Consider the following 22,557-nt stretch of genomic DNA (forward strand, 5'->3'; position numbering starts at 1 on the left):
GAATCACGGATTCAGATCAGGACAGCAGCGCGGCCAGGGAGACCACGACGGTGTTCGAGATCCAGATGGCGGCGGCCGGCGGGTCGATGTGGCTCGTGCCGCGGTTGTACCAGAGGCGGGCGGCGAGCTCGGCGAAGGCCGCGGCCATGATGCCGAAGACGGCGCCGATGAGCAGGGCCACGAAGGCCATCAGCCAGGCGTGGGAATCCCATGTGCTCGTCGCGGTCCACTTGAAGGTGTCGAAGGTGGCACCCATCAGGATCGGGTAGAAGTGCACGGCGCCCAGGCCGGCCGTGATCGTCACGTGGTGCTGCACCGGCATGTTCCGGTTCGTGATGAGGAACAGGATGATGATGGCCGAGATGGCGAACGGGAAGCTGGAGGCATTGGCGGCGGCCAGGGTGCTGGGCAGCCCCTGCGCGGCGAAGTGAGCGCCGACGTTCGAGGCCAGGAACAGCGAGGCGCTGGCGGCGAAGATGCCGAACAGCGAGCCGATGGACAGCAGCTGGGAGGGCTTCTCCTGCCATTCGAGCCAGCGCCCGTTCGGGCCGGGCTTGATCTTGGCGGGGAAGGAGGTGGCGTCCTCGTGGAAGAGCTCCGGGTTGTGCAGCGAGCCGCTGAACAGCTTCTGCTTCTTGACCCCGCCGAACGCCCAGCGGGCGACCAGGCCGGAGATGAGCACGGTCAGGGCCACCGAGTCGGTGTGCTTGCCGAACCACGGGAGGTTGGCGATACCGATCTGGAGGAGGTAACCGAACACACCGAAGATCGAGCCGACGAACAGCACGTCGGGCTTGCCCAGGCCGGCCAGGGGCGAGTTCACGTCCTTGCCGTCGGTCATGTAGCCCTTGTAGGTGGCGTAGATGGCACCGGCGACACCGCCGGCGAAGGCCACGTATGGGCCGAAGAACGGACCGAAGGCCAGGAAGTCGAAGCCGAAGGTGTTGCCCGTGGCGGCGAAGATGCCCCAAGAGACCAGCACCATGAAGCCGGTCATCACGAATGCGTAGTTGCCGCCGATCGCTGCGCCGACGGCGCCTCCCGCGATCGCAGCGAGGAGTCCGAAGATGAAGACTCCCAACGAAGCTGTGAACATCAGTGTCCCTAGTGGTCAGGCGGGTGCGGCCCGCGCTCATGTCACCGTCGGCCGGATGCCGCGGCGTGACCCCGTCGCGCCGATGGCGACGAACCGGGGTGGCCCTGCGTCGCACCGTCACAGGTGCGGCTCGCGAGGCTGGGTCCGCGTCGTGGCGGACCCGGTCTGGGCCGGCGCGTCCGCACCTCACTCGGAGGGCCGGACACGCCGACGGGTCTCAGCAGTCCTGGCCGGCTCCAGCGATCTGGCCGCCGGCGTTGGCCTCGTACTCGCTGATCAGGTCCACATTGGCCTTCGAGTGAGAGGTCGGGTCGAAGGTGTAGTCGAGGAACTCGCGGGCCAGTCGACGGGCCAGCTCCAGTCCGATCACCCGCTCCCCCAGGCACAGCACGTGGGCGTCGTTGGACATGATGAGCCGCTCGACGGAGAAGCTGTCATGGGCGGTGCACGCCCGGATCCCGGGAACCTTGTTGGCCGAGATGGCCATCCCCATCCCGGTTCCGCAGATGAAGATCCCCCGGTCGGCCCTGCCCTCGGCGATCACTCGGGCACCCGCGACACCGATGTGCGGGTAGAGAGTCTTCTCACCAGGGGTGATACCGACATCGATGACCTCGTCGACCCGCGGATCGGCCTCGAGATCGGCCTTGATGGCCTCCTTGTAGTCCACTCCGGCCGGGTCTCCGGCCACCACGATTGTGAATCCCATCGCTCCTCCGAGCCTCCTTGCGTTCGGAACGGGCCTTGCGGTCCGCCAGGGCGAATCGCCCTGATGGCGCTAAAACTAACACAGTTAGTGACAAAAACACCATGAAACGTGTGAGAACTATGAGCGATCGGGGACCGGCGGCTCACCGGCGGCCGCCGTCGCCGCCCGGCGAGGGGGCCACGCTCACCTGGACGCCGGTCTCCCGCAGGTGGCTGAGCATCTCGGGGGAGGACTTGTCATCGACCACCACGTGGTCGAACTCCTGGAGGTCGGCGAACTTGAACAGGGCGCGTCGGTTGAACTTCGTGTGGTCCAGCAGCAGCACCCTGGTCTCGGCGGAGTCGAGCATCGCCCGTTTGACCTCGACCACCTCCTGGTAGGGGTGGTAGCAGCCCATCTCGAAGATCCCCGAGGCTGAGACGAAGACCAGGTCGGCGTGCATCGACCGGATGGTCCGCACCGCCGTCGGCCCCATCAGGGAGTGCGCCCAGGCCTGGTACTCCCCGCCGGTGACGACCAGCTTCGCGCCACGGCAGGCGGCCACCTCGTCGGCCACCAGCAGAGAGTTCGTCACCACCGTGACATTGCTGATGTCGGGCAGGGCGCGCAGCAGCCAGACCCCCGAGGTGGAGTCGTCGAGCATCAGCGAGCAGCCGCTGGTGACCAGTGTGGCGGCCTCGCCGGCCACCGACTGCTTCTCCGCCGAGGACTGCTCCAGTCGGAAGTCGGCATCCGCCTCGTGCAGCCCGCTGGCCACCGCGACCACCTGGCCGCGATGTCTGGTGAGCACGCCGCTGTCCTCCAGCACCGACAGATCCCGGTAGATCGTCATCGCGGAGACCCCGGTGAGGCTCACCAGGTCCTCGACGCTCATCGAGCCGTTGCGGATCACCGTCTCGGCGATCGCCAACTGGCGGCCCCGCGGGCCGTCCTGTCCGCGCCTGCCCGACTGGTCGGTTGCACTACTGGGCATGGTCCCATCCCTTCATGAACCGGTCCGGCGGCCGTGGTCGCGGGGCCGGAGAGGTGCGTCGATCTCGGTAGTGTGGTGCCTATGACCGCTTATCATGCCGATTCCTCCGACGTCGTCGACAAGGAGGTGCTCACCTGGTCCAGGTTCGGGACTGCCCAGGAGGAGCTCGCCCAGCAGATCGCCGACTCCGGATTCCATCCCGAGGTGCTCATCTCGATCGCCCGGGGAGGGATGCTGCTGGGCGGTGCCCTCACCTACTCCCTGGGCGTCAAGCTCACCGATGCGGTCAACGTCGAGTTCTACACCGACGTCAACCAGACCCTGCCCGACCCGGTGCTGCTGGCCCCGATGCTCGACACCGCGTCGATCAAGGGCAAGCGGATCCTGGTTGTCGACGACGTCGCCGACTCGGGGCGCACCCTGGCGCTGGTCCTCCAGCTGCTGAGCGGCTACGGCGCCGAGGTCCGCTCGGCGGTGCTTTACACCAAGCCGGGCACGGTGGCCCACCCGGACTACCAGTGGAAGACGGTCGACCGGTGGATCGTCTTCCCTTGGAGTGCCAAGCCCCCGGTCACCGCTCACTGAGACCTCCTCAGCCGATCACGCTGCCGACGGCGCGCACGACCTCGACGAAGGAGACCGCCCCGGGATCCGGGGTGCCCAGGGACTTCTCGCCGAGGGGCCGGGAGCGTCCCAGCCGGGCCACGATGCCGGCGGTCGACCGCGCCCCCTGGTCGGCGGCCAGCACGGCTGCCCCCCAGGCGGTGGGCAGGTCGGCCGTCGACCCCTGGAGGGTCCTCACGAAGGGCTCCATGGCGTCGACCATCGTCTTGTCCCCGAGCTGGGCGCCGCCCAGCCGGGTGACCGCCTCCAGGGCGGCGCCGGCCGCCCGCACCACGAGTTCCGGACGGCACGGCTGATCGTCGCCCAGGGCCGAGCCGAAGGCCGTGAGTGCGGCCCCCCACAGTGCCCCCGAGGTGCCGCCGGCCTGCTCCGACCAGGCCGCCCCGGCGGCGGCCAGGGTGGTGAGCGCCCCGGCCCCCTCGGCAGCGACCTCCCGGGCCGCCTGCACGGCGGCGGTCGATCCGCGGGCCATCCCGATGCCGTGGTCCCCGTCCCCGGCGATCGAGTCCAGCCGTCCGAGCTCGTCCTGGCGCTCGACCAGCATCGACCTCATCAGGTCCAGGGCGCCGACGACCGTGCCGGCCACCTCCTGGGAGACGGGGCTGCCGGGGGTCGCGACGGTCACCGCCTCCGCCTGCTGGGACAGCTCGGCGGTGTCGAGCTCCACCTCGCCGATCGCCCCGCGGCGGTAGGCGGGGGTGTCGCAGGGGGCCAGCCAGAGCGGCTCGATGACCTCGTCGAGCCACACCAGGGTCAGCGACAGTCCGGCCATGTCGAGGCTGGTGACGAACTCGCCGACCTGGGGGTCGACGACCTCCAGACCGGCCTCGACCAGGCGCCGGCGGATGTCGTTCCAGATGACGAAGAGCTCCTCGTACTTGGTGTCGCCCAGCCCGTTGACGATCGGCACCACCCGGACTCCGGCGTCCTCGGGACGGTCGGCCAGCAGGCCGTCGACCAGCATCTGCGCCAGGTCGTCGGCGGTGCCCAGATCCGCGTCGTGGATGCCGGGCTCGCCGTGGATACCCATCCCCACGCCCATCCGGCCCTCGGCGACCCGGAACAGCGGCTGGTCCGCGCCGGGCAGGGTGCAGCCCTTGAAGGCCACCCCGAAGGACCGGGTCCGGTGGTTGACGCGGTTGAAGACCTCGACCACCTCGTCGATGCCCAGACCGGCCTCGCAGGCGGCACCGGTCACCTTGAAGGTCGGCAGGTCCCCGGCGATGCCGCGACGGCGGGACAAGTCGTCGGGGCCGGCCGAGGCGATGTCGTCGGTGACCAGCAGGCAGCGGGTGTCGATCCCTTCGCTCTTGAGCCGCTCGGCCGCCTGGCCGAACTGGAGGACGTCGCCGGCGTAGTTGCCGAAGCCGATGAGCACCCCGGCGCCGCGGTCGGCGGCCTTGCACACCGAGTAGGCCTGCGCGCCCGAGGGGGAGGAGAAGATATTGCCGCAGACCGCGCCATCGGCGAATCCCTGCCCGACCCATCCGGCGAAGGCCGGGTAGTGGCCGGACCCTCCTCCCACCACCAGGGCGACCTTGCCGGGGCGGGTGACAGTGGCCCTGGCCACCCCGCCGAAGACCGGCTTGAGGTGCTGGGGGAAGGCACTGGCCAGGCCGGCCACCGCCTGGGCGGGGAAGTCATCGGGGTCGTTGAGTACTCGGGTCATCCACGTCTCCACTTCTGTCTGGGGAGGAAGCATGCAACCGGGATCCGATCAGCTGTGATCGATCCCGATCATGTCGTTTTTTCACGTTCAGGACTAGCCTTTTCACATCAAATCATGAGAAGTTCGGATCAACAAGCGGGACCATCGGTCCGTTCCCGCGCCTGCGACATGCCAACCGGGAGGATCACCGAGATGACCTCAACCATGCCCACCCTCACCCTGCGCGGCCCCGGCGACGTCGCCCTGGTCGACAAGCCGGTCCCCTCCCCCGGACCCGGCGAGGTGCTGCTGGCGGTGGAGGCGACGACCATCTGCGGCACCGACCTGCGCATCATCTCGGGGGAGAAGACCAGCGGGGTGAGGCCGGGGGCGACCCTCGGTCATGAGGTGGCCGGCCGGATCGCCGCGATCGGCGAGGGGGTGGCCGGTTCACCGGGCGGCGCCGATCTGGTGGTGGGACGCCAGGCGACGGTCTCCATCGTCGTCTCGTGCGGATGCTGCCGGGCCTGCCTGATCGGTCGGGAGCACCTGTGCAGCGGTCTCGAGCTGGTCGGGTACGGGATCGACGGGGGCCTGGCCCCCTACCTGCTGGTGCCGGCCCGGGCGGTGGCACGGGGAAATGTCATCGTCTCCCCCACCGAGCTGCCCGCTGTCCGGCTGGCCCTGGCCGAACCGCTGTCCTGCGTGCTCAACGGGCACCACCGGCACGGCGGGGTCAATCCGGGCGAGACGGTGGTGGTGATCGGTGGCGGACCGATCGGGCTGCTGCACACCCAGCTGGCCCTGGCCGGCGGTGCGGCCCGGGTGATCCTGTGCGACCGCCACGAGGAGCGGCGCGCGGTGGCCCGCGGACTGGGAGCGACCGGGGTGGCGCCCGAGGAGCTCGCGGACAGGGTCGCCGACCTCACCGGCGGCTGGGGGGCCGATGTGGTGGTGGTCGCGATCGGGCGGACGGAGCTGGCCGAGACCTCCCTGGAGCTGGCGGCCCCCGGTGGCCGGGTGAGCTGGTTCGCCGGATTCCCGAAGGACTCCCAGTCGCTTCTCACCCCCAACACGGTGCACTACCAGGAGCTGACGGTCTCCGGAGGCTCCAACGCCCGACGGGCCGACGTCCATGACGCCGTCCGGCTGCTGGCAGCCGGTGTGATCGACGAGACGCCGATCGTCACCCACACCTTCGGGCTGTCCCAGTGGCCCGAGGCGATCGATGCGGTGCGGTCCCACCTGGGGATCAAGATCGCCATCGACCCCCGACGCTGAGCCTCAGATCGCCAGCTCGGCCAGTTCGGCGCTCGGGGTGCCGAACCGGTGGGCGGTCAGGGACACCGACTGCTCGCGCAGGAAGGCCAGCAGCTCCACCCTGGGTGCGGCGGTGACCGGCCAGGACCAGACCGCCAGATCGGGGTCGCCCGCGGTGGCCGCGGCGACCTCGGTGGGGTCGGCGCCGATCAGTCGGACCCTGCGAGGGGCTCCGGGGGCGCCCATCGAGACCAGCCAGTCGGGCTGGGCGACGACATCGCAGACCACCCCGAGGGCGGTCAGGGCACTGGCCAGGACCGGGTCGACCCGCGGGTCGAGGCTCACCGAGAGCACCGGGCCGGCGGCCAGCAGGCCGGCGCTGCAGGCGCGGGCGGCGTCACTCAGATCGGCGTCGGGGCCGATCCGGATCAGGGTCGCGGCGGGTCGGTAGCGGAACTCGTCGCGCTCGTGGATCAGACCGCCGATGTCCCGGGCGATGCCGAACTCGTGGGCCCAGGCGGCGGCGTCGCGGTGGGCGGCGTCCCACAGCCATCCCTCCCGGACGGCCTCGGCCCGGCGATGGGCGATGTGGGAGAGGAACTGCTCGACCCGCGGCGACAGCGGGCCGTCGGGGGCCGGGGTCCTCGGTTCGGCCGGAGCCCAGGAGCCGAGCACGGCCAGATAGTTCGGGCCGCCGGCCTTGGCGCCGGGGCCGACCGCCGACTTCTTCCACCCGCCGAAGGGCTGACGGCCCACGATCGCGCCGGTGATGCCGCGGTTGATGTACAGATTTCCGGCCTGGACGTGGTCCAGCCACCAGGAGATCTCGGCGGGATCCAGCGAGTGGATACCGGCGGTCAGGCCGTAGGGGGTGCCGTTCTGGTAGGAGACGGCGGTGGCCAGGTCGGGGGCTGACATGATGCCGGTGATCGGGCCGAAGTACTCGGTGAGGTGGTAGCGGTCCCCCGGCCTCACCCCGGCGCGCACGCCGGGACTCCAGAACCGGCCCGAGGGGTCGATCCGGCGGGGTCTCAGGGCCCAGGTCTGGCCGGGGTCCAGGGTGGTGAGGCCCTCGAGGAGTTTGCCCTCGGCGGGCTGGATGAGGGGCCCGAGCTGGGTGGCCAGGTCGCTGGAGTCGCCGAGCCGCAGGGAGGCCGCGGCGTCCAGGATCTGGTGGCGCAGCCGTTTGGACCGGTAGGCCTGACCGACCAGGATCACCAGGGAGGCGGCCGAGCACTTCTGGCCGGCGTTGCCGAAGGCCGAGCGCACGATGTCTGCGGCGGCCAGGTCGTAGTCGGCGTTCTCGGTGACGATGATGGCGTTCTTGCCGCTGGTCTCGGCCAGCAGTGGCAGGTCGTGGCGCCAGGAGCGGAACAGCGTCGCGGTGTCATGGGCCCCGGTGAGGATGACCCGCTCGACGTCGGGATGGCTGATGAGTCGGCGTCCCACCTCGTCCTCGGCGGCGTCGCCCAGCTGGAGGACCTCGCGCGGGACCCCGGCCTGCCAGAGGCACTCGGCGATCACCGCGGCGCAGCGTCGGGCCTGCGGGGCCGGCTTGAGCAGCACCGCCGATCCGGCGGCCAGCGGGGCCAGCACCGATCCGGCCGTGATGGACAGCGGGAAGTTCCACGGCGGGGCGACCACCGTGAGCCGGGGCGGGGTGAAGGTCGCCCCGTCCACCTGTTCCAGGCCGATCGCGTGGTCGGCGTACCAGGTGGCGAAGTCGATCGCCTCGGAGATCTCGACATCCCCCTCGGCGACGATCTTGCCGGTCTCGGCGCCGGCGAGCGCCAGCAGGTCCCCGCGACGTCGGGCGAACTCGGCGGCCACCTCCCGCAGGATCCCGGCACGGCGGGCGGCGCCCAGACCGTTCCAGCCCGGCTGGGCGGCCAGGCCGGTCGCGACCGCGTCGTCGACCTCCTCGACGCTGGCGAGGTGGTGGGAGGCCACCGTGGTGGCTCCCAGCCGGCAGTGGTCCATCACCGCCGCCACCTCGGCGGCCCACTCGCGCACCGGGGCCAGGGCCGGGTCGGAGTCGGTACTGGGACGGTAGTCATCGGCCGGGTCGGGCACCCGGTCGATCTCCTGGTGCCGGTGGGGCGCCGGAACGGTCCGGGTGAGGCCGTCGAGGGCGGCGCGGAACCGGGCCTCCTCGCGGGCGAACAGTTCCGGGTCGCGGCCGAGCTCGAAGACCGCCGACATGAAGTTCTCGGCGGCGGCCCCCTCCTCGAGGCGTCGCACCAGGTAGGAGATGGCGACGTCGAAGTGGTCGGGATGGACGACCGGGGTGTACAGCAGAACCCCGCCGACATCGGCACCGACCCGTTCGACCTGGTCGGGGACCATCCCGAGCAGCATCTCGAACTCGACCCGGTCGCCGACCCCGCGCCGATCGGCCAGCAGCTTGGCCATGGCGATGGAGAACAGGTTGTGGCCGGCCACCCCGTAGCGCACCGATCGGGTGCGCTCGGGGGTCAGCGCCCAGTCCAGGACGCGCAGGTAGTTGCTGTCGGTGGCGACCTTGGAGTGCCAGGGAGCCTGGGCCCAGCCGTGCAGCTCGGCGTCGACCTTCTCCATCGGCAGGTTGGCTCCCTTGACCAGCCGGATCTTGATGCCGGCTCCCCCGCGGGCGGTGCGCCGGTCGGCCCATGCGGTGAGCCGCTGGGCGGCGGCCAGGGAGTCGGGGAGGTAGGCCTGCAGGACGATGCCGGCCTCCAGGGTCAGGAACTCCGGACGGTCCAACAGGTTCTGGAAGACGTCGATGGTGAGGTCCAGGTCGTGGTACTCCTCCATGTCGAGATTGATGAACTTGGCGGTGGCCGAGCGGGCGGCCAGTCTAAACAGCGGTGCGAGCCGGTCGGCGACCTCCTGGACGGTGGCGTCGTGGGCCCACAGGTCCAGCTGGTTGACCACCGCCGAGATCTTCACCGAGACGTAGTCGACGTCGTCGCGGGCCAGCAGCCTCTTGGTGCCGGCCAGTCGGGCGGCGGCCTCCCGGTCGCCGAGCACCGCCTCGCCGAGCAGGTTGAGATTGAGCCTCACACCGTCCTTGCGCAGTCGGCGCAGGGCGCGGCCGAGTGCCCGGGGGCGGGCGTCGATGATGAGGTGTCCGACCATCTGTCGCAGCACGCCACGGGCCAGGCCGACCACCAGGCGGGGGGCGTGGGGGGCGGTCCGGCCGGCCATCCGGACCCCGGCGCGCAGGACCGGGGGAAGGAAGGATGCGTCGGTGCGGGACAGTCGCGCCAGGGCCGCCGCGGCGGTGCCAGGGTCCTCGGGGCGCATCACCCGGTCGATGAACTCCACGGTGAAGGGCAGCCCGGAGGGTTCCCTCAGAACCTGGGAGAGCAGGGTCGCGGCGACCCTGCCGCGGTCCCGGGGGAGCATCCCGCGCCACCGTGCGACGGCTCCGGTGCGGCCCTGCTGTGAAGAGTTGTCGAGGGCCCATCGACGGGCGAGCTGGACGGCCTCATCGGCGAGTTCGGCCGGACGGGGACCGGCAGAGCTCCAGGAATCCTCGGGGTTCTCGTCGTGGCGGTCGTCATGGTCAGTGCCGTGGGTGCCCATGACGGGACGATAGTCCCGCCGGGCGGTATGTGTTCGATCCTCGGGTGAACTCAACCGACGATCGCACACCGAAGGACGTAGGCGATGAATGACGATGGGTATTGAGCCAACCACCCTTCAACACTCCAGCCACATGATCCGCGGAGACGCCGGGGCCCCGCCCTGACACAATGTGCTCGTCCTGCAGCAGCCGGCAGATCTTTCCGAGGAGGGGCCATGTCCACATTCGAGTCACCCACCCCGACGTCACCGCCCTCCTCTCCACTCCCCTCTCGGGACCCTGGAATCAGTATCGAGATGACCGGGATTGAGATCATCGAGGAATCCGAGCGCACCGCCAGGCCGCGCAATCTGTTCCTGCCATGGTTCGCCTCCAACATCTCGGTGTTCGGTATGTCCTACGGGGCATTCGTGCTCGGTTTCGGGATCTCCTTCTGGCAGGCGACGGTCGCCACCCTGCTGGGAGTCGTCGTCTCCTTCATCTTCTGCGGGGTGATCGCGATCGCCGGCAAGCGCGGCTCGGCTCCGACCATGGTCGCCTCCCGGGCGGCTTTCGGGGTGCAGGGCAACAAGGTTCCGGGCATCATCTCCTGGATCACCTCGATCGGCTGGGAGACCTCCCTGGCGATCAGCGCGGTGCTGGCCACCGCGACGGTCTTCTCCCGACTCGGCTGGAGCTCCGGGACCACGGTCAAGGTCATCGCCGCGATCGTCGTCGCCCTGCTCATCGTGCTGGGGGCGGTGGCCGGCTATCACATCATCATGAGGATGCAGTCGGTGCTCACCTGGGTCACCGGCATCGTGACGATCATCTACCTCGTGATGGCGGTGCGGGCGATCCACTGGGACGCCGTCGCGGCCATCCCGTCGGGACCCTGGCAGTCGGTGGTCGGGGCGCTGACCATGGTGATGACGGGGATGGGGCTGGGCTGGGTCAACATCGCCGCCGACTGGTCGCGCTACCAGAGCCGCGAGGCCCGGGGCGGTTCGATCGTGTTCTGGAACACCTTCGGCGGGTCCCTCGGACCAGTCTTCCTCATCACCTTCGGCCTGTTGCTGGCGGGTTCCTCGAAGAACCTGTCCGAGGCCGTCCAGGTGGACCCGGTCGGCGCCCTCGCGACGATCCTGCCGACCTGGTTCCTGGTGCCCTTCCTGGTGGTGGCGGTGCTCTCCCTGCTATCGGGGGCGATCAACGGCATCTACTCCTCCGGCCTCACCCTGCTCAGCCTCGGGATCCGGATCCCGAGGCCCGCCGCGTCCCTGATCGACGGCGTCATCCTCACCGCCGGCACCATCTACGTGGTCTTCCTCTCCCCGAACTTCATCTCCCCCTTCCAGTCCTTCCTGGTCACCCTGGGAGTTCCGCTGGCGGCCTGGGCGGGGATCATGATGTCCGACATCGCGCTGCGGCGCCGGACCTACGACGACGCAGATCTGTTCCGCCCCGAGGGTCGGTACGGTGCGGTGGACTGGGTCTCCCTGGTCACCCTCGTCGTGGTCACCGCGATCGGCTGGGGTCTGGTCATCAACCAGTACCCCGGGGTCGGCTGGAACGACTGGCAAGGATACCTCCTCGGACCGTTGGGCCTGGGCGGCAGGGAGGGCTCCTGGGCGTGGGCCAATATCGGGGTCATCGCCGCCCTGGTGCTGGGATTCCTGGTGACCTTCCTCGCCCGGCGCTCCCGGGTCCGCCGCCAGGAGTCGTTCTGATGTCCGGATCCGATCTGCCCTGGCTGGTCGTCATCGATCCCCAGCGGATCTTCGCCGACCCCTCCTCGCCGTGGTGCGCCCACGACTTCGGGGCCGTGGTCGGGCCGATCGGCCGACTGTCCGAGCGCTTCGGAGACCGGGTGCTGGTGACCAGATGGCTGCCCGGCAGCGAGCACCCGGGGGCCTGGGCGGACTACTTCGACAGCTGGAGCTTCGCCGACCGTCCGGACGATGACCCCTGTTTCGATCTGGTCGACGCCGCCCGCGGCTGGTCGCGGCGTCCCGGCCTGGACCTCACGACCTTCGGCAAGTGGGGCCCCCAGCTGGCCGGGATCACCGGCCCGACACCTCACCTGGCGCTGGTCGGGGTGGCCACCGACTGCTGCGTCATCTCCACGGCCCTGGCGGCGGCCGACGCCGGGGCGTGGGTCCAGGTGGTCTCCGACGGGTGCGCCGGATCCACACCCGAGAACCAGGCGGCGGCACTGCGGCTGATTGGCCTCTACTCCCCGCAGATCGAGATCACCTCCAGCTCCGACCTGCTCGGCTGAGCCCCGCCCCGGGCAGCGCGCACCACGCACCCCCGGGCCGCCGCCACGACGCAGCTGGGCCCGCGCCACGACGCGGATTTGCCTCCGCGTCGAGATGACTTGATAATGGTTTTCAGTTACAACACGAATTGAGGACATACATGTCATCCCGTTTCCTGACACACTCCATCTCGCGCCGGGTGCTGGCGACCGTGGCGGTCGCTGCGCTGCCGCTGAGTCTGGCGGCCTGCTCGGGCAATGGATCAGCTGACGCCGCCGGCTCCGCGAGCTCCGGCTCCTCCGCTGCCGGCAAGGTCAAGGTCGTCGCCTCCACCAACGTCTGGGGATCGGTCGCCGAGGCGGTCGGCGGGGATCACGTCGAGGTCACCTCCGTGATCACCAGCCCCGCCCAGGACCCGCACGACTACGAGGCCACCGCCAAGGACAAGCTCACCTTCAGCAACGCGAAGATCGCCCTGGTCAACGGCGGCGGGTACGACGACTGGGCATCGACCCTGGCCAAGGGCAGCAGCGCCACCCTCGTCGACGCCGTCAAGATCTCCGGCTTCAACTCCTCGGTGGAGGGGTTCAACGAGCACGTCTTCTACTCGATGGACACCGCCCGCAAGGTCGCCGAGGTCGTCGCCACCGATCTGGGCAAGGCCGACCCGAGCCACGCCGCCGACTACACCAAGAACGCGCAGTCCTTCGGTTCCGAGATAGCCAAGCTCAAGGAGCGGGCCAAGACCGCCGGAGCGGCCCACAAGAATCTCAGCGCCGTGGCCACCGAGCCCGTCGCCGGATACCTGCTGACCGACATGGGGATCAAGAACATCATCCCCGAGCAGTTCGTCGAGCAGGCCGAGACCGACGCCGGCCCCTCGGTCAAGGTGATCAACGAGACCACTCAGCTCCTCACCACCAAGAAGGCGGGCCTGCTGGTCGTCAACGGACAGACCTCCGACGACGTCACCAAGCAGCTCCAGGCCGCGGCCAAGAAGGTGGACGTGCCGAACGTCGGCGTCACCGAGACCTTCCCCGAGGGAGTCACCAGCTACTCGCAGTTCGTCGGCGACACCATCACCCACATCTCCGAGGCACTGTCCAAGTGAAGTAATCCGATCCTGAGGGATCGGACCGGGAACAACTCCCGATATCATCATCGTCTGGGCCGCGGGGTCTCCCGCGGCCCAGACAGCTTTGGAGACTCAATGGACGCACAGACACCCGTTCCGTCCGGTCACGGGACCGAACCGTCGGACCCGGACACCCGCTCCCAGGCCGCCCAGCTCAAGGGTGCCGAGGTGACCTTCGGCGACCGGGTGCTGTGGCATGACGTGGACCTCACGGTCCACACCGGCGAGTTCGTCGCCGTGCTGGGGCCCAACGGCGCCGGCAAGACCACCATGCTGAGGGTCCTGCTCGGCCAGATCCCCCTGTCGGCCGGCACCGCGACGGTCGCCGGCCACCCGGTCACCAAGGGCTCGGCCGACATCGGCTACGTCCCCCAGCAGCGCGCCATGGACACCCTGGCCCCCATCCGGGGCCGCGACCTGGTGACGATGGGGGTCGACGGGCACCGCTGGGGTCCGCGATGGCCCTCCCGGGCGCGACGCCGCAAGGTCGACGACGCCATCAGGCAGGTGGGCGCCACCTCCTACGCCGAGGCCCCTATCTCCCAGCTGTCGGGAGGCGAGCAGCAGCGCCTGCGAATCGCCCAGGCCCTGGTCACCGACCCGGCCCTGATGCTGTGCGACGAGCCGCTGCTGAGCCTGGACATCCGCCACCAGGACGAGGTCACCCTCCTCATCGACCAGGCGCGCCGGGCCCATGAGATCGGGGTGCTCTTCGTCACCCACGAGATCAACCCGGTGCTGCCCTACATCGACCGAGTCGCCTATGTGGCCGGCGGGCGGGTGCTGGTCGGCACCCCCGACGAGGTGATGCGCTCGGAGACCCTCAGCGAGCTCTACGGCTCCCCGGTCCAGGTGTTCCGGCGCAACAACCGGATCGTCGTGCTGGCCGACGAGGAGCACGGACCCCACGAACACGGAGAGCACCAGGCAGGAACCCGTGACTGACATCAGCGTCATCCTCAACTTCACCAATTTCACCGAGCTGGTCCCGCTGGTCAGCGGGTCCATCCTGGCCGGCGTGGTGCTCGGCGTGCTGGCCGGACTGATCGGCCCGATGATCCACGCCCGCGATCTGGCATTCGCCGTCCACGGCACCTCGGAGCTGTCCTTCGCCGGAGCCTCGGTCGCACTGTTCTTTGGCCTCAGCGTCACCAGCGGAGCCGTCGTCGGATCCCTGGTCGCCGCCGTGATCCTCGGCCTGCTGGGGGTGCGCGCCAAGGACCGCAACGCCTCGATCGGCATCATGCTGCCCTTCGGGATGGGCATCGGGGTGCTCTTCCTCAGCCTCTACAAGGGACGCTCGTCCAACAAGTTCGGCCTGCTCACCGGACAGATCGTCGCCGTCGACGGCACCCAGCTCACCACCTTGTGCCTGGTCGCCGGACTGGTCGCACTGGCCCTGGCGATGATCTGGCGACCGCTGTTCTTCGCCTCCGCCGATCCGGCGGTGGCCAAGGCGCGCGGGGTCCCGATGCGCACCCTGTCGATCGTCTTCATGGTGCTGCTCGGCCTCACCACCGCGATGGCCATCCAGCTGGTCGGCGCCCTGCTGGTGCTCAGCCTGCTCATCACCCCGACCGCGGCGGCCGCCCGGGTGACGGCCAGACCCACCACACTGTCCCTGCTGTCGATCGCCTTCGCGGTCACCGCGGCGGTGGGAGGCATCCTGCTCTCCCTGGGGCCGGGCCTGCCGATCAGCCCCTATGTCACCACCATCAGCTTCGTGATCTACCTCATCTGCCTGCCGATCGGCGCCCTGAGACGCCGGCTCGGCTGGTCGAGGCGCGGCTGAGTCCACCGCCTCCCACCAGGTGCTGACCGGTTGCCTCACGGTGCCGGTCCCTCACCGTGCCGACGGGTTACCTCACGGTGCTAGGCTTCAGGAGATCTGATACCTAGGACTGTGAGGTAATGATGCAGGTCTCCAAGGAGCTGGTCGCCGCCTCGGCGACCCCGATCGTCCTCGGGGTGCTGAGCCACGGGCAGGACTACGGCTACTCGCTGCTCAGACGCATCGCCGAGGCCTCCGGCGGTCAGCTGGAGTGGAAGGAGGGGATGCTCTACCCGCTGCTTCACCGTCTGGAGCAGCAGGGGCTCATCTCGTCGCGGTGGGGAGTCTCGCCGGAGGGACGCCGTCGCAAGTACTACGACATCACCGAGACCGGACGCAGCGAGCTCGAGACCCACGTCTGCCAGTGGCGGCTGGTGATCTCCACCCTCGGAGTCCTACTGCCCACCGCGGCCGGCGACTCCCCCATCCCCGCGGCGGGGATCTGAGATGGCGACCACCGTCGGCTCCTCGGACGGCCCCTCGAACGACCTCACAGTCGGCGCCACGGTCGGGCACGACATCGCCGAGAATCTCGCCCAGTGGCGCCGGCTGATGAGCGGGCGGCCCGGGATCAGCGCCGACGACGTCGACGAGCTCACCGATCACCTCGAGGCCGAGACCGCCGACCTGCGGGCCCTGGGACTGACCCCCGACGAGGCCTTCCTCATCGCCGTCAAGCGGATCGGCCCCCGCGACGAGGTCGGCCGGGAGTTCACCCGGGTCCACCCCGACCGGCTGTGGAGACAGCTCGTGCTGGGCGCCGACGAGCAGTCGGCCGCGTCCTCCACGGATCCGGCACCCGGCGGCAGATCCGCCCGCCGACAGCTGGTCAGCCTGCTCCCGGCCCTCCTGCTGGCCGTCATCGCGGGCCTGGCCGCACGACTGCCGATGGCTCTCCTCGACGACGCCACCGGCGCGCGGTTCTACCCGCGCAACATCGGTCTGCTGGTCCTGCCGCCGCTCATCTGCCTCCTCCTGCTCGGACACTGGCGGACCCGCACCCCCGCAACCGGGCGGATCCAGCGGATCGGCGGGATCGGCGGGATCGCCACCCTGCTGGCGGTCTTCGCCGGCTCGGCGGTCCTGGTCAACGTCTTTCCCGCCGGGGCACACGGCCAGACCTTCTGGCTCACCGCGATCCATCTGCCCATCGCCCTGGTGGCGGTGACGGCGATCGCCTACCTGGGTCCGCGGTGGCGACACCTGGGAGCATGGATGGACTGGGTGCGGTTCCTGGGCGAGGCCGCCCTCTACTACGTCCTCATCGCCCTGAGCGGCGGGGCGCTGACCGGGGTCGTGGTCGCCATCTTCAGGGCGATCGACATTCCCATGTCGACCATCGACGACGTGCTCGGCTGGGTGCTGCCGATGGGGGCCGCCGGGGCCGTCATCGTGTGCGCCTGGCTGGTCGAGCACAAGAAGTCGGTGATCGAGAACATGGCACCGGTGCTCACCGCCGTGTTCACCCCCCTGCTGGGGCTGGCCCTGCTGGTCTTCCTGGTCGTGCTGGTGGTCACCGGCAATCCGGTCACCACCGACCGCAATGTCCTCATCATCTTCGACGCCGTCCTCATCGCGGTCGCCGCGATCGTGCTGTTCACGGTGTCCGCGCGCAGCTCGGAGCGGCGCAGCCCCGCGCTGGACTGGATGCAGCTGGGCCTGATCGTGGTGTCCCTGGCGGTCGACCTGGTGATGCTGTGGGCGATGGCTGGGCGGCTGGCGGAGTGGGGGCCGTCCCCGAACAAGATCGCCGGGCTGGGCTGCAACGTCCTGCTGCTGGCCCATCTGTCAGTCTCCGGGTGGTGGTACCTGCGGATCTGTCTGGGACGTCGAGACCGCGCGGTCGCCGCCTCCACCAGGCTCGAGCGCTGGCAGTGCGTCGCCGTCCCCGCATTCGGGATCTGGGCGCTGGTCGTCGCCCTGGCGTTCCCGCCGCTGTTCGGATGGATCTGAGGCCCCGATCCATCTGCCGGCGTCCGCGTGTTGCCGCACGCCCACGCGACCGCGTGCTGCACCCTGTGTGTTGCAGTTTGGTGACATCACCCGTGCCGAGTTGCAAATATTCGCGTTGATGCATAATTATGTGTTCAGCGGCGTCGACCGGCGCCCCCTCCCAAGGAAGTTCCATGAACAAGCTCACCCGCCTCGCCCCCACCGGCCTGGTCGTTCTCGCCCTGGCCCTCTCCGGATGCACCAATGCATCCCAGCAGGAGTCCGGCGGTTCGGGTCCGAGCGCCACCTCCTCCAGCATGGCCAAGGCCAATGACGCCCTCATCAACTCGATCCAGAAGGACGACGCGATCGCCAAGCTGGTCCCCGCATCGATCGCCAGCAAGGGCACCATCACGATCGGCTCCAGCGCCGACTACGCCCCGGCCGAGTTCGCCGACACCGACGGCAAGACGATCATCGGCTACGACATCGACTACGCCAGGGCGATGGGCAAGCTGATGGGGGTCAAGGTGGCCCCCTCCAATGCCACCTTCGACACCCTGCTCCCCTCGATCGGCTCCAAGTACGACATGGGGATCTCCGCCTTCACCATCACCGCCGAGCGCGAGAAGCAGGTCAATCTCGTCTCCTACTTCACCGCGGGCATGTCCAAGGCGGTCCTCAAGGGCAACCCGAAGAAGGTCCCGGCCGACTCGCTGTGCGGGGTCACCGTCGCCGTCTCGACGGGCACCTCCGAGGACGACTCGGCCCAGAAGCAGTCCAAGGAGTGCACCAGTGCCGGCAAGAAGCCGGCCAACATCCTCTCCTACAAGACTCTGCCGGAGGCCACCACCAATGTCATCGGCGGCAAGGCCGATGTCTCCTTCGGCGACTCGATGATCATCGCCTACTCCATCAAGCAGACCAACGGCACGCTCGAGCAGCTCGGCGGGATCACCGACGCCGCCCTGTTCGGGGTGGCGACCGCCAAGAATGACGGCGGGCTGTCCAAGGCCGTCCAGGCCGCGACCCAGAAGCTCATCGACGACGGGACCATGAAGAAGATCCTCGCCACCTGGGGCAACGAGGGCGGAATGATCACGAAGTCCGAGATCAACCCCAGCGTCAAGTAAGCCCCTCCCACACGGCACATCGCACGACGATCAGGAAGTTCTCATGGGCACACTCACATTTCCCCGCACTCTGGCAGCCGTCGTCGTCGCAGCGGCGATGGCACTGACCGGATGCACCAACGCCTCCGACTCCTCGACCACCGGACCGGGCAGCGCCTCGGGCTCGGCGTCCACCCCCTCCAACAAGGCTCTCATCGACTCGATCCAGAAGGACGACGCGATCGCCAAGCTCGTTCCGGCGTCGATCGCCAGCAAGGGCACCATCACCATCGGCACCGATTCGAGCTACGCCCCGGCCGAGTTCATCGACGCCGACGGCAAGACGATCATCGGCTACGACGTCGACTACGCGAAGGCGATGGGCAAGCTGATGGGGGTCAACGTGACCTTCACCAATGCCACCTTCGACACCCTGATCCCCGCAGTCGGCCCCAAGTACGACATGTCGGTGTCGTCCTTCACCATCACCGCCGAGCGCGAGAAGCAGGTCAATCTGGTCTCCTACTTCACCGCAGGGATGGCCAAGGCGGTCCTCAAGGGCAATCCGAAGGAGGTCCCGGCCGACTCCCTGTGCGGGGTCACCGTCGCCGTGGAGACCGGTACCTCCGAGGAGGCCGACGCCCAGAAGCAGTCCACCGCCTGCAAGGCCTCCGGCAAGAAGGAGACCAATGTGCTGTCCTACAAGGCGCAGACCGATGCCACCACCAATGTCATCGGCGGCAAGGCCGACGTCACCTACGCCGACTCGATGATCATCGCCTACGCGATCGAGCAGACCAACGGCGCCCTCGAGCAGCTCGGCGGGATCACCGACGCCGAGCCCTTCGGGGTGGTCACCGCCAAGAACGACGGCGGGCTGTCCAAGGCCGTCCAGGCCGCGACCCAGAAGCTCATCGACGACGGGACCATGAAGAAGATCCTCGCCACCTGGGGCAATGAGAGCGGAATGATCGCGAAGTCCGAGATCAACCCCGCGGTGAAGTGATCACGATGGCACACCAGGAACACGCCCGGATCCCCAACCGGATCCAGGCGAAAGAGGTCTTTCACCCGGGAACCGTCGTCGCCGCGATCATCGTCGCGGTGCTCGCGCTGATGCTGATCCACGGACTGATTACCAACACGAACTTCAAGTGGCCGATCGTCTGGATGTACCTGCGCGACGTCAAGGTGATCGAAGGTATCGGCTACACCCTGCTGCTGACCGTCTGCTCGATGATCCTGGGCACCGTCCTGGCCCTCGTGATGGCGATCATGAGGACCGCGTCCAACCCCGTCCTGCGGGGCGTCTCGTGGGCCTACATCTTCATCTTCCGAGGCATCCCGGTCTACACCCAGCTGATCTTCTGGGGGCTGGTCGCGGTGCTCTACCCGGTCCTGGGAATCGGCATCCCCTTCGGCCCGCAGTTCATCACCTTCGAGACCGGCAAGCTGATCGGGGCCTTCGCGGCCGCGGTCATCGGCCTGGGACTCAACGAGGGCGCCTACCTCGCCGAGATCATCCGCTCAGGGCTGGAGTCGGTCGATTCCGGCCAGCCCGAGGCGGCCAAGGCCCTGGGCATGAAGCCCTCCCTCATCCTGCGGCGGATCATCATCCCCCAGGCGATGCGGGTGATAATCCCGCCGCTGGGCAATGAGACGATCGGCATGCTGAAGACCACCTCCCTGGTGCTGGCGGTGCCGTTCACCCTGGATCTGCAGTTCGCCACCAATGCCATCGCCAACCGGATCTACGCGCCGATCCCGCTGCTCATCGTGGCGGCCTTCTGGTACCTGGTGATGACCAGCGTGCTGATGGTGGGGCAGCACTACCTCGAGCGCTACTACGGCCGCGGCTTCACCACCGGCGGCTCCAAACGGCGCAACCGGCAGGCGGCCATCAACGCCGCCGGCACCGCCCGCACCAACCCGTCACTGGAGGTCGAGCAGTGAGTACCACGATGTCGACCACGGGCGGCTCCCAGCAGCGTCCGCCGCTGGGCTCCCCGATGGTGGCGATCACCGACCTCCACAAGGAGTTCGGCGCCCTGCACATCCTCAAGGGGATCAACCTGAATGTCAGCGCCGGCGAGGTGTGCGTGCTGCTGGGACCCTCAGGATCCGGAAAGTCCACCCTGCTGCGCTGCATCAACCAGCTGGAGACCTTCGAGGCCGGCGAGATCCGGATCGGCGGAGAGCGTGTCGGGTTCGCCGAGAAGGCACTGCCAGACGGCCGCCTGGCCCGGCTCACCGAGCGTCAGATCGCCGCCCAGCGGGCCCGGTTGGGGATGGTCTTCCAGCGGTTCAACCTGTTCCCCCACATGACCGCCCTCCAGAACGTCATGGAGGCTCCGATTCACGTCGCCGGGGTGCCGAGCGCCCAGGCCCGCACCCGGGCCGTGGATCTCCTGGAGAGGGTCGGGATGGCCGACCGGGCCAGCCACTACCCCTCGGAGCTGTCGGGCGGCCAGCAGCAGCGGGTGGCGATCGCCCGGGCGATGGCGATGGACCCGGAGCTGATGCTCTTCGACGAGCCCACCTCGGCCCTCGACCCGGAGCTGGTCGGCGAGGTGCTGGCCGTCATCAAGGATCTGGCGCGTTCCGGGATGACGATGGTGGTCGTCACCCACGAGCTCGGCTTCGCGCGGGAGGTGGCTGATCAGGTGGTCTTCATGGCCGACGGGGTGGTCGTGGAGTCCGGCCCGCCCGACCAGGTCATCGATCATCCGCAGTCCCCGCGCCTCCAGGACTTCCTCCGGTCGGTCCTGTAGGCCCCTACCAGGTCATCGGCGCACGGGGTCGCGACCCCGTGAATCCGGGCGGGTCATCGTGAAGGCCGCGTCGCATGGTCACAGGGACCACGCGACGCGGCCGTCTCGGCACTGTGGGGCCTTCTCGGCACTGTGGGAGACTGAGGGGGTGGTGCGCGACGACATGATCCGGTTGGGACAGTTCCTCAAGTTCGCCAATCTGGCCGAGACGGGGGGCCGGGCCCGGGAGCTGATCGCCGAGGGTCTGGTCTATGTCAACGGGGAGCAGGAGACCCGGCGCGGCCGCCAGCTCCATCCCGGCGACGACGTCGCGGTGCGAAGCGGCGACCAGGAGGTCCACCAGACGGTGGAGCTGGGAGAGATCGACGTCCCCTGGTGACCCGGCCCGCAGCTGAACCCCGGGCCGGCGGGGAGCCCCGCTCCCCCGGTGGAGTACCCGGCGGCCGCCCGGCGGACCGGGCTCAGCTGCCGGCGTGCATCTCGCCGTGGGCCCAGGACATGTCCGGGACCCGCTTGGCGAACAGCTGAAGGATCTGTGAGGCACCGTCCAGGGCGTTGGTGGCCTCGGTGCCCAGCCCCGCCTCGATGGACTCGGCGGCGGCCTGGATCGTCCGGTCGGTTCTCAGCGACTCGAGGACCTCGTTCTCGACCATGTTCCACAGCCACTCGCGCTGCTGGGAGATCCGGCGGCGGGTGAGGGATCCGTCCTTCTCCAGGTAGGCGCGATGGTCCAGCACCGCCTGCCAGACGTCGTCCAGCCCCGACCCGGTGTAGGCCGAGCAGGTGAGCACCGGGACCCGACGCTTGTCGGCGTCCGAGGAGACCAGCTTCATCGCGATCGACAGGTCGCGGGCCGAGACGCGGGCATTTCCGGCGTTGTCGCCGTCGGCCTTGTTGACGGCCACCACGTCGGCGAGCTCGAGAATGCCCTTCTTGATCCCCTGCAGCTGGTCCCCGGTGCCGGTCACGGCCAGCATCAGGAAGGTGTCGACCATCCCGGCCACCGCGACCTCGGACTGGCCCACGCCGACCGTCTCGATGATGACGACCCCGTATCCGGCGGCCTCCATCACGATCATCGCCTCACGGGTGGCCCTGGCCACCCCGCCGAGGTGTCCTCCCGAGGGGGACGGGCGCACGAAGGCCTCGTCGCGGTTGGCCAGGTCACCCATCCTGGTGCGGTCGCCCAGGATCGATCCGCCGGTGCGGCTGGAGGAGGGGTCCACCGCCAGGACGGCGATCTTGTGGTGGTACTCATCGATGAGCTTGCAGCCCATCTTGTTGATGAAGGTGGACTTGCCCGCCCCCGGGACGCCGGAGATGCCGACCCGGATCGCATTGCCGGTGTGCGGGGCCAGCAGCCGCAGCATCTCGTGGGCCTTCTCCCGGTGGTCGGGTCTGCTGGACTCGACCAGGGTGAGAGCGCGAGCTATGTGCATCCGGTCGCCGGCAAGCACCTGCTTGACCAGTTCCGGTACGTCGATCTTCATCGGGCCAGTTCCTCCATCCTTGGGGACACTCCCCCCACCGTATCGTTCACCCACCGGGTCGTTCACCCACGAGGTCGTTCATGGGGCTGATCGGTTCGCGCACATGTCCGGTCGGGCCTGAACCCGTCCAGATGCCGCAGCGCCGGGGACCACGACCGGCAGGGCCCC

General features: G+C 69.1%; 20 protein-coding genes. 14 read left to right on the plus strand and 6 right to left on the minus strand.

Annotation, left to right across the window (positions count from 1 at the left end):
• Positions 1 to 16 precede the first annotated feature (16 nt).
• The 3 genes from FEZ32_RS00900 to FEZ32_RS00910 form a co-directional block, all read right to left on the minus strand.
• A complete protein-coding gene (locus FEZ32_RS00900; RefSeq protein WP_138679678.1) occupies positions 17 to 1,096 on the minus strand; it encodes a DUF7973 family transport facilitator in 1,080 nt (359 codons plus the stop codon).
• Positions 1,097 to 1,313: 217 nt separating this feature from the next.
• Positions 1,314 to 1,805, minus strand: coding sequence for a ribose-5-phosphate isomerase (locus FEZ32_RS00905; RefSeq protein ID WP_028702729.1), 492 nt, complete (start codon positions 1,803 to 1,805; stop codon positions 1,314 to 1,316).
• Positions 1,806 to 1,947: 142 nt separating this feature from the next.
• A complete protein-coding gene (locus FEZ32_RS00910; protein WP_138679679.1) occupies positions 1,948 to 2,778 on the minus strand; it encodes a DeoR/GlpR family DNA-binding transcription regulator in 831 nt (276 codons plus the stop codon).
• Between the two features lie 81 nt (positions 2,779 to 2,859).
• Between FEZ32_RS00910 and FEZ32_RS00915 the strand changes: the two genes are divergently transcribed.
• The gene (locus FEZ32_RS00915; protein WP_028702727.1) at positions 2,860 to 3,363 is read left to right on the plus strand and encodes a phosphoribosyltransferase; all 504 of its coding nucleotides are present in this window, start codon (positions 2,860 to 2,862) and stop codon (positions 3,361 to 3,363) included.
• A 7-nt stretch (positions 3,364 to 3,370) separates the two neighbouring features.
• On the opposite strand, the gene FEZ32_RS00920 is transcribed toward FEZ32_RS00915, so the two are convergent.
• On the minus strand, positions 3,371 to 5,071 hold the full coding sequence (locus FEZ32_RS00920) for a dihydroxyacetone kinase family protein (RefSeq protein ID WP_138679680.1): 1,701 nt from the start codon (positions 5,069 to 5,071) through the stop codon (positions 3,371 to 3,373).
• 192 nt (positions 5,072 to 5,263) lie between these two features.
• Between FEZ32_RS00920 and FEZ32_RS00925 the strand changes: the two genes are divergently transcribed.
• A complete protein-coding gene (locus FEZ32_RS00925; RefSeq protein ID WP_097799172.1) occupies positions 5,264 to 6,331 on the plus strand; it encodes a zinc-binding dehydrogenase in 1,068 nt (355 codons plus the stop codon).
• 3 nt (positions 6,332 to 6,334) lie between these two features.
• Here the strand turns inward: FEZ32_RS00925 and FEZ32_RS00930 are convergent, their stop codons facing one another.
• Positions 6,335 to 9,877: a bifunctional proline dehydrogenase/L-glutamate gamma-semialdehyde dehydrogenase gene (locus FEZ32_RS00930; protein WP_138679681.1), complete on the minus strand. Its 3,543-nt coding sequence runs from the start codon at positions 9,875 to 9,877 to the stop codon at positions 6,335 to 6,337.
• Positions 9,878 to 10,174: 297 nt separating this feature from the next.
• Between FEZ32_RS00930 and FEZ32_RS00935 the strand changes: the two genes are divergently transcribed.
• The 12 genes from FEZ32_RS00935 to FEZ32_RS00990 all read left to right on the plus strand — a co-directional run bounded on the left by FEZ32_RS00935 (position 10,175) and on the right by FEZ32_RS00990 (position 21,278).
• Complete coding sequence (locus FEZ32_RS00935; RefSeq protein WP_244937880.1) at positions 10,175 to 11,587, plus strand: purine-cytosine permease family protein; 1,413 nt, start codon at positions 10,175 to 10,177, stop codon at positions 11,585 to 11,587.
• On the plus strand, positions 11,587 to 12,138 hold the full coding sequence (locus FEZ32_RS00940) for a cysteine hydrolase family protein (protein ID WP_138679683.1): 552 nt from the start codon (positions 11,587 to 11,589) through the stop codon (positions 12,136 to 12,138). Before FEZ32_RS00935 ends, FEZ32_RS00940 begins: the two co-directional genes overlap by 1 nt.
• Positions 12,139 to 12,305: 167 nt before the next feature.
• Complete coding sequence (locus tag FEZ32_RS00945; RefSeq protein WP_175415799.1) at positions 12,306 to 13,229, plus strand: metal ABC transporter solute-binding protein, Zn/Mn family; 924 nt, start codon at positions 12,306 to 12,308, stop codon at positions 13,227 to 13,229.
• Positions 13,230 to 13,328: 99 nt separating this feature from the next.
• Positions 13,329 to 14,198 (plus strand): metal ABC transporter ATP-binding protein, encoded by an 870-nt coding sequence (locus FEZ32_RS00950; RefSeq protein ID WP_097827597.1) that lies wholly within the window; start codon positions 13,329 to 13,331, stop codon positions 14,196 to 14,198.
• Positions 14,191 to 15,045, plus strand: coding sequence for a metal ABC transporter permease (locus tag FEZ32_RS00955; protein WP_028702716.1), 855 nt, complete (start codon positions 14,191 to 14,193; stop codon positions 15,043 to 15,045). Before FEZ32_RS00950 ends, FEZ32_RS00955 begins: the two co-directional genes overlap by 8 nt.
• A gap of 119 nt (positions 15,046 to 15,164) precedes the next feature.
• Complete coding sequence (locus FEZ32_RS00960) at positions 15,165 to 15,530, plus strand: PadR family transcriptional regulator (protein ID WP_232020981.1); 366 nt, start codon at positions 15,165 to 15,167, stop codon at positions 15,528 to 15,530.
• A gap of 1 nt (position 15,531) precedes the next feature.
• Positions 15,532 to 17,037, plus strand: coding sequence for a permease prefix domain 1-containing protein (locus FEZ32_RS00965; RefSeq protein ID WP_138679685.1), 1,506 nt, complete (start codon positions 15,532 to 15,534; stop codon positions 17,035 to 17,037).
• A gap of 173 nt (positions 17,038 to 17,210) precedes the next feature.
• Entirely contained in the window at positions 17,211 to 18,149 is a 939-nt protein-coding gene (locus FEZ32_RS00970; RefSeq protein ID WP_138679686.1) for an ABC transporter substrate-binding protein, read from the plus strand.
• A 43-nt stretch (positions 18,150 to 18,192) separates the two neighbouring features.
• A complete protein-coding gene (locus FEZ32_RS00975) occupies positions 18,193 to 19,134 on the plus strand; it encodes an ABC transporter substrate-binding protein (RefSeq protein WP_138679687.1) in 942 nt (313 codons plus the stop codon).
• Between the two features lie 230 nt (positions 19,135 to 19,364).
• A complete protein-coding gene (locus FEZ32_RS00980) occupies positions 19,365 to 20,081 on the plus strand; it encodes an amino acid ABC transporter permease (RefSeq protein ID WP_244937934.1) in 717 nt (238 codons plus the stop codon).
• A gap of 56 nt (positions 20,082 to 20,137) precedes the next feature.
• On the plus strand, positions 20,138 to 20,899 hold the full coding sequence (locus FEZ32_RS00985; RefSeq protein ID WP_138680804.1) for an amino acid ABC transporter ATP-binding protein: 762 nt from the start codon (positions 20,138 to 20,140) through the stop codon (positions 20,897 to 20,899).
• Between the two features lie 163 nt (positions 20,900 to 21,062).
• Complete coding sequence (locus tag FEZ32_RS00990) at positions 21,063 to 21,278, plus strand: RNA-binding S4 domain-containing protein (protein ID WP_028702709.1); 216 nt, start codon at positions 21,063 to 21,065, stop codon at positions 21,276 to 21,278.
• 82 nt (positions 21,279 to 21,360) lie between these two features.
• Here the strand turns inward: FEZ32_RS00990 and meaB are convergent, their stop codons facing one another.
• On the minus strand, positions 21,361 to 22,389 hold the full coding sequence (gene meaB, locus FEZ32_RS00995; RefSeq protein ID WP_028702708.1) for a methylmalonyl Co-A mutase-associated GTPase MeaB: 1,029 nt from the start codon (positions 22,387 to 22,389) through the stop codon (positions 21,361 to 21,363).
• Positions 22,390 to 22,557 lie beyond the last annotated feature (168 nt).

This window comes from Acidipropionibacterium jensenii, assembly GCF_005890135.1.
Classification (GTDB): domain Bacteria; phylum Actinomycetota; class Actinomycetes; order Propionibacteriales; family Propionibacteriaceae; genus Acidipropionibacterium; species Acidipropionibacterium jensenii.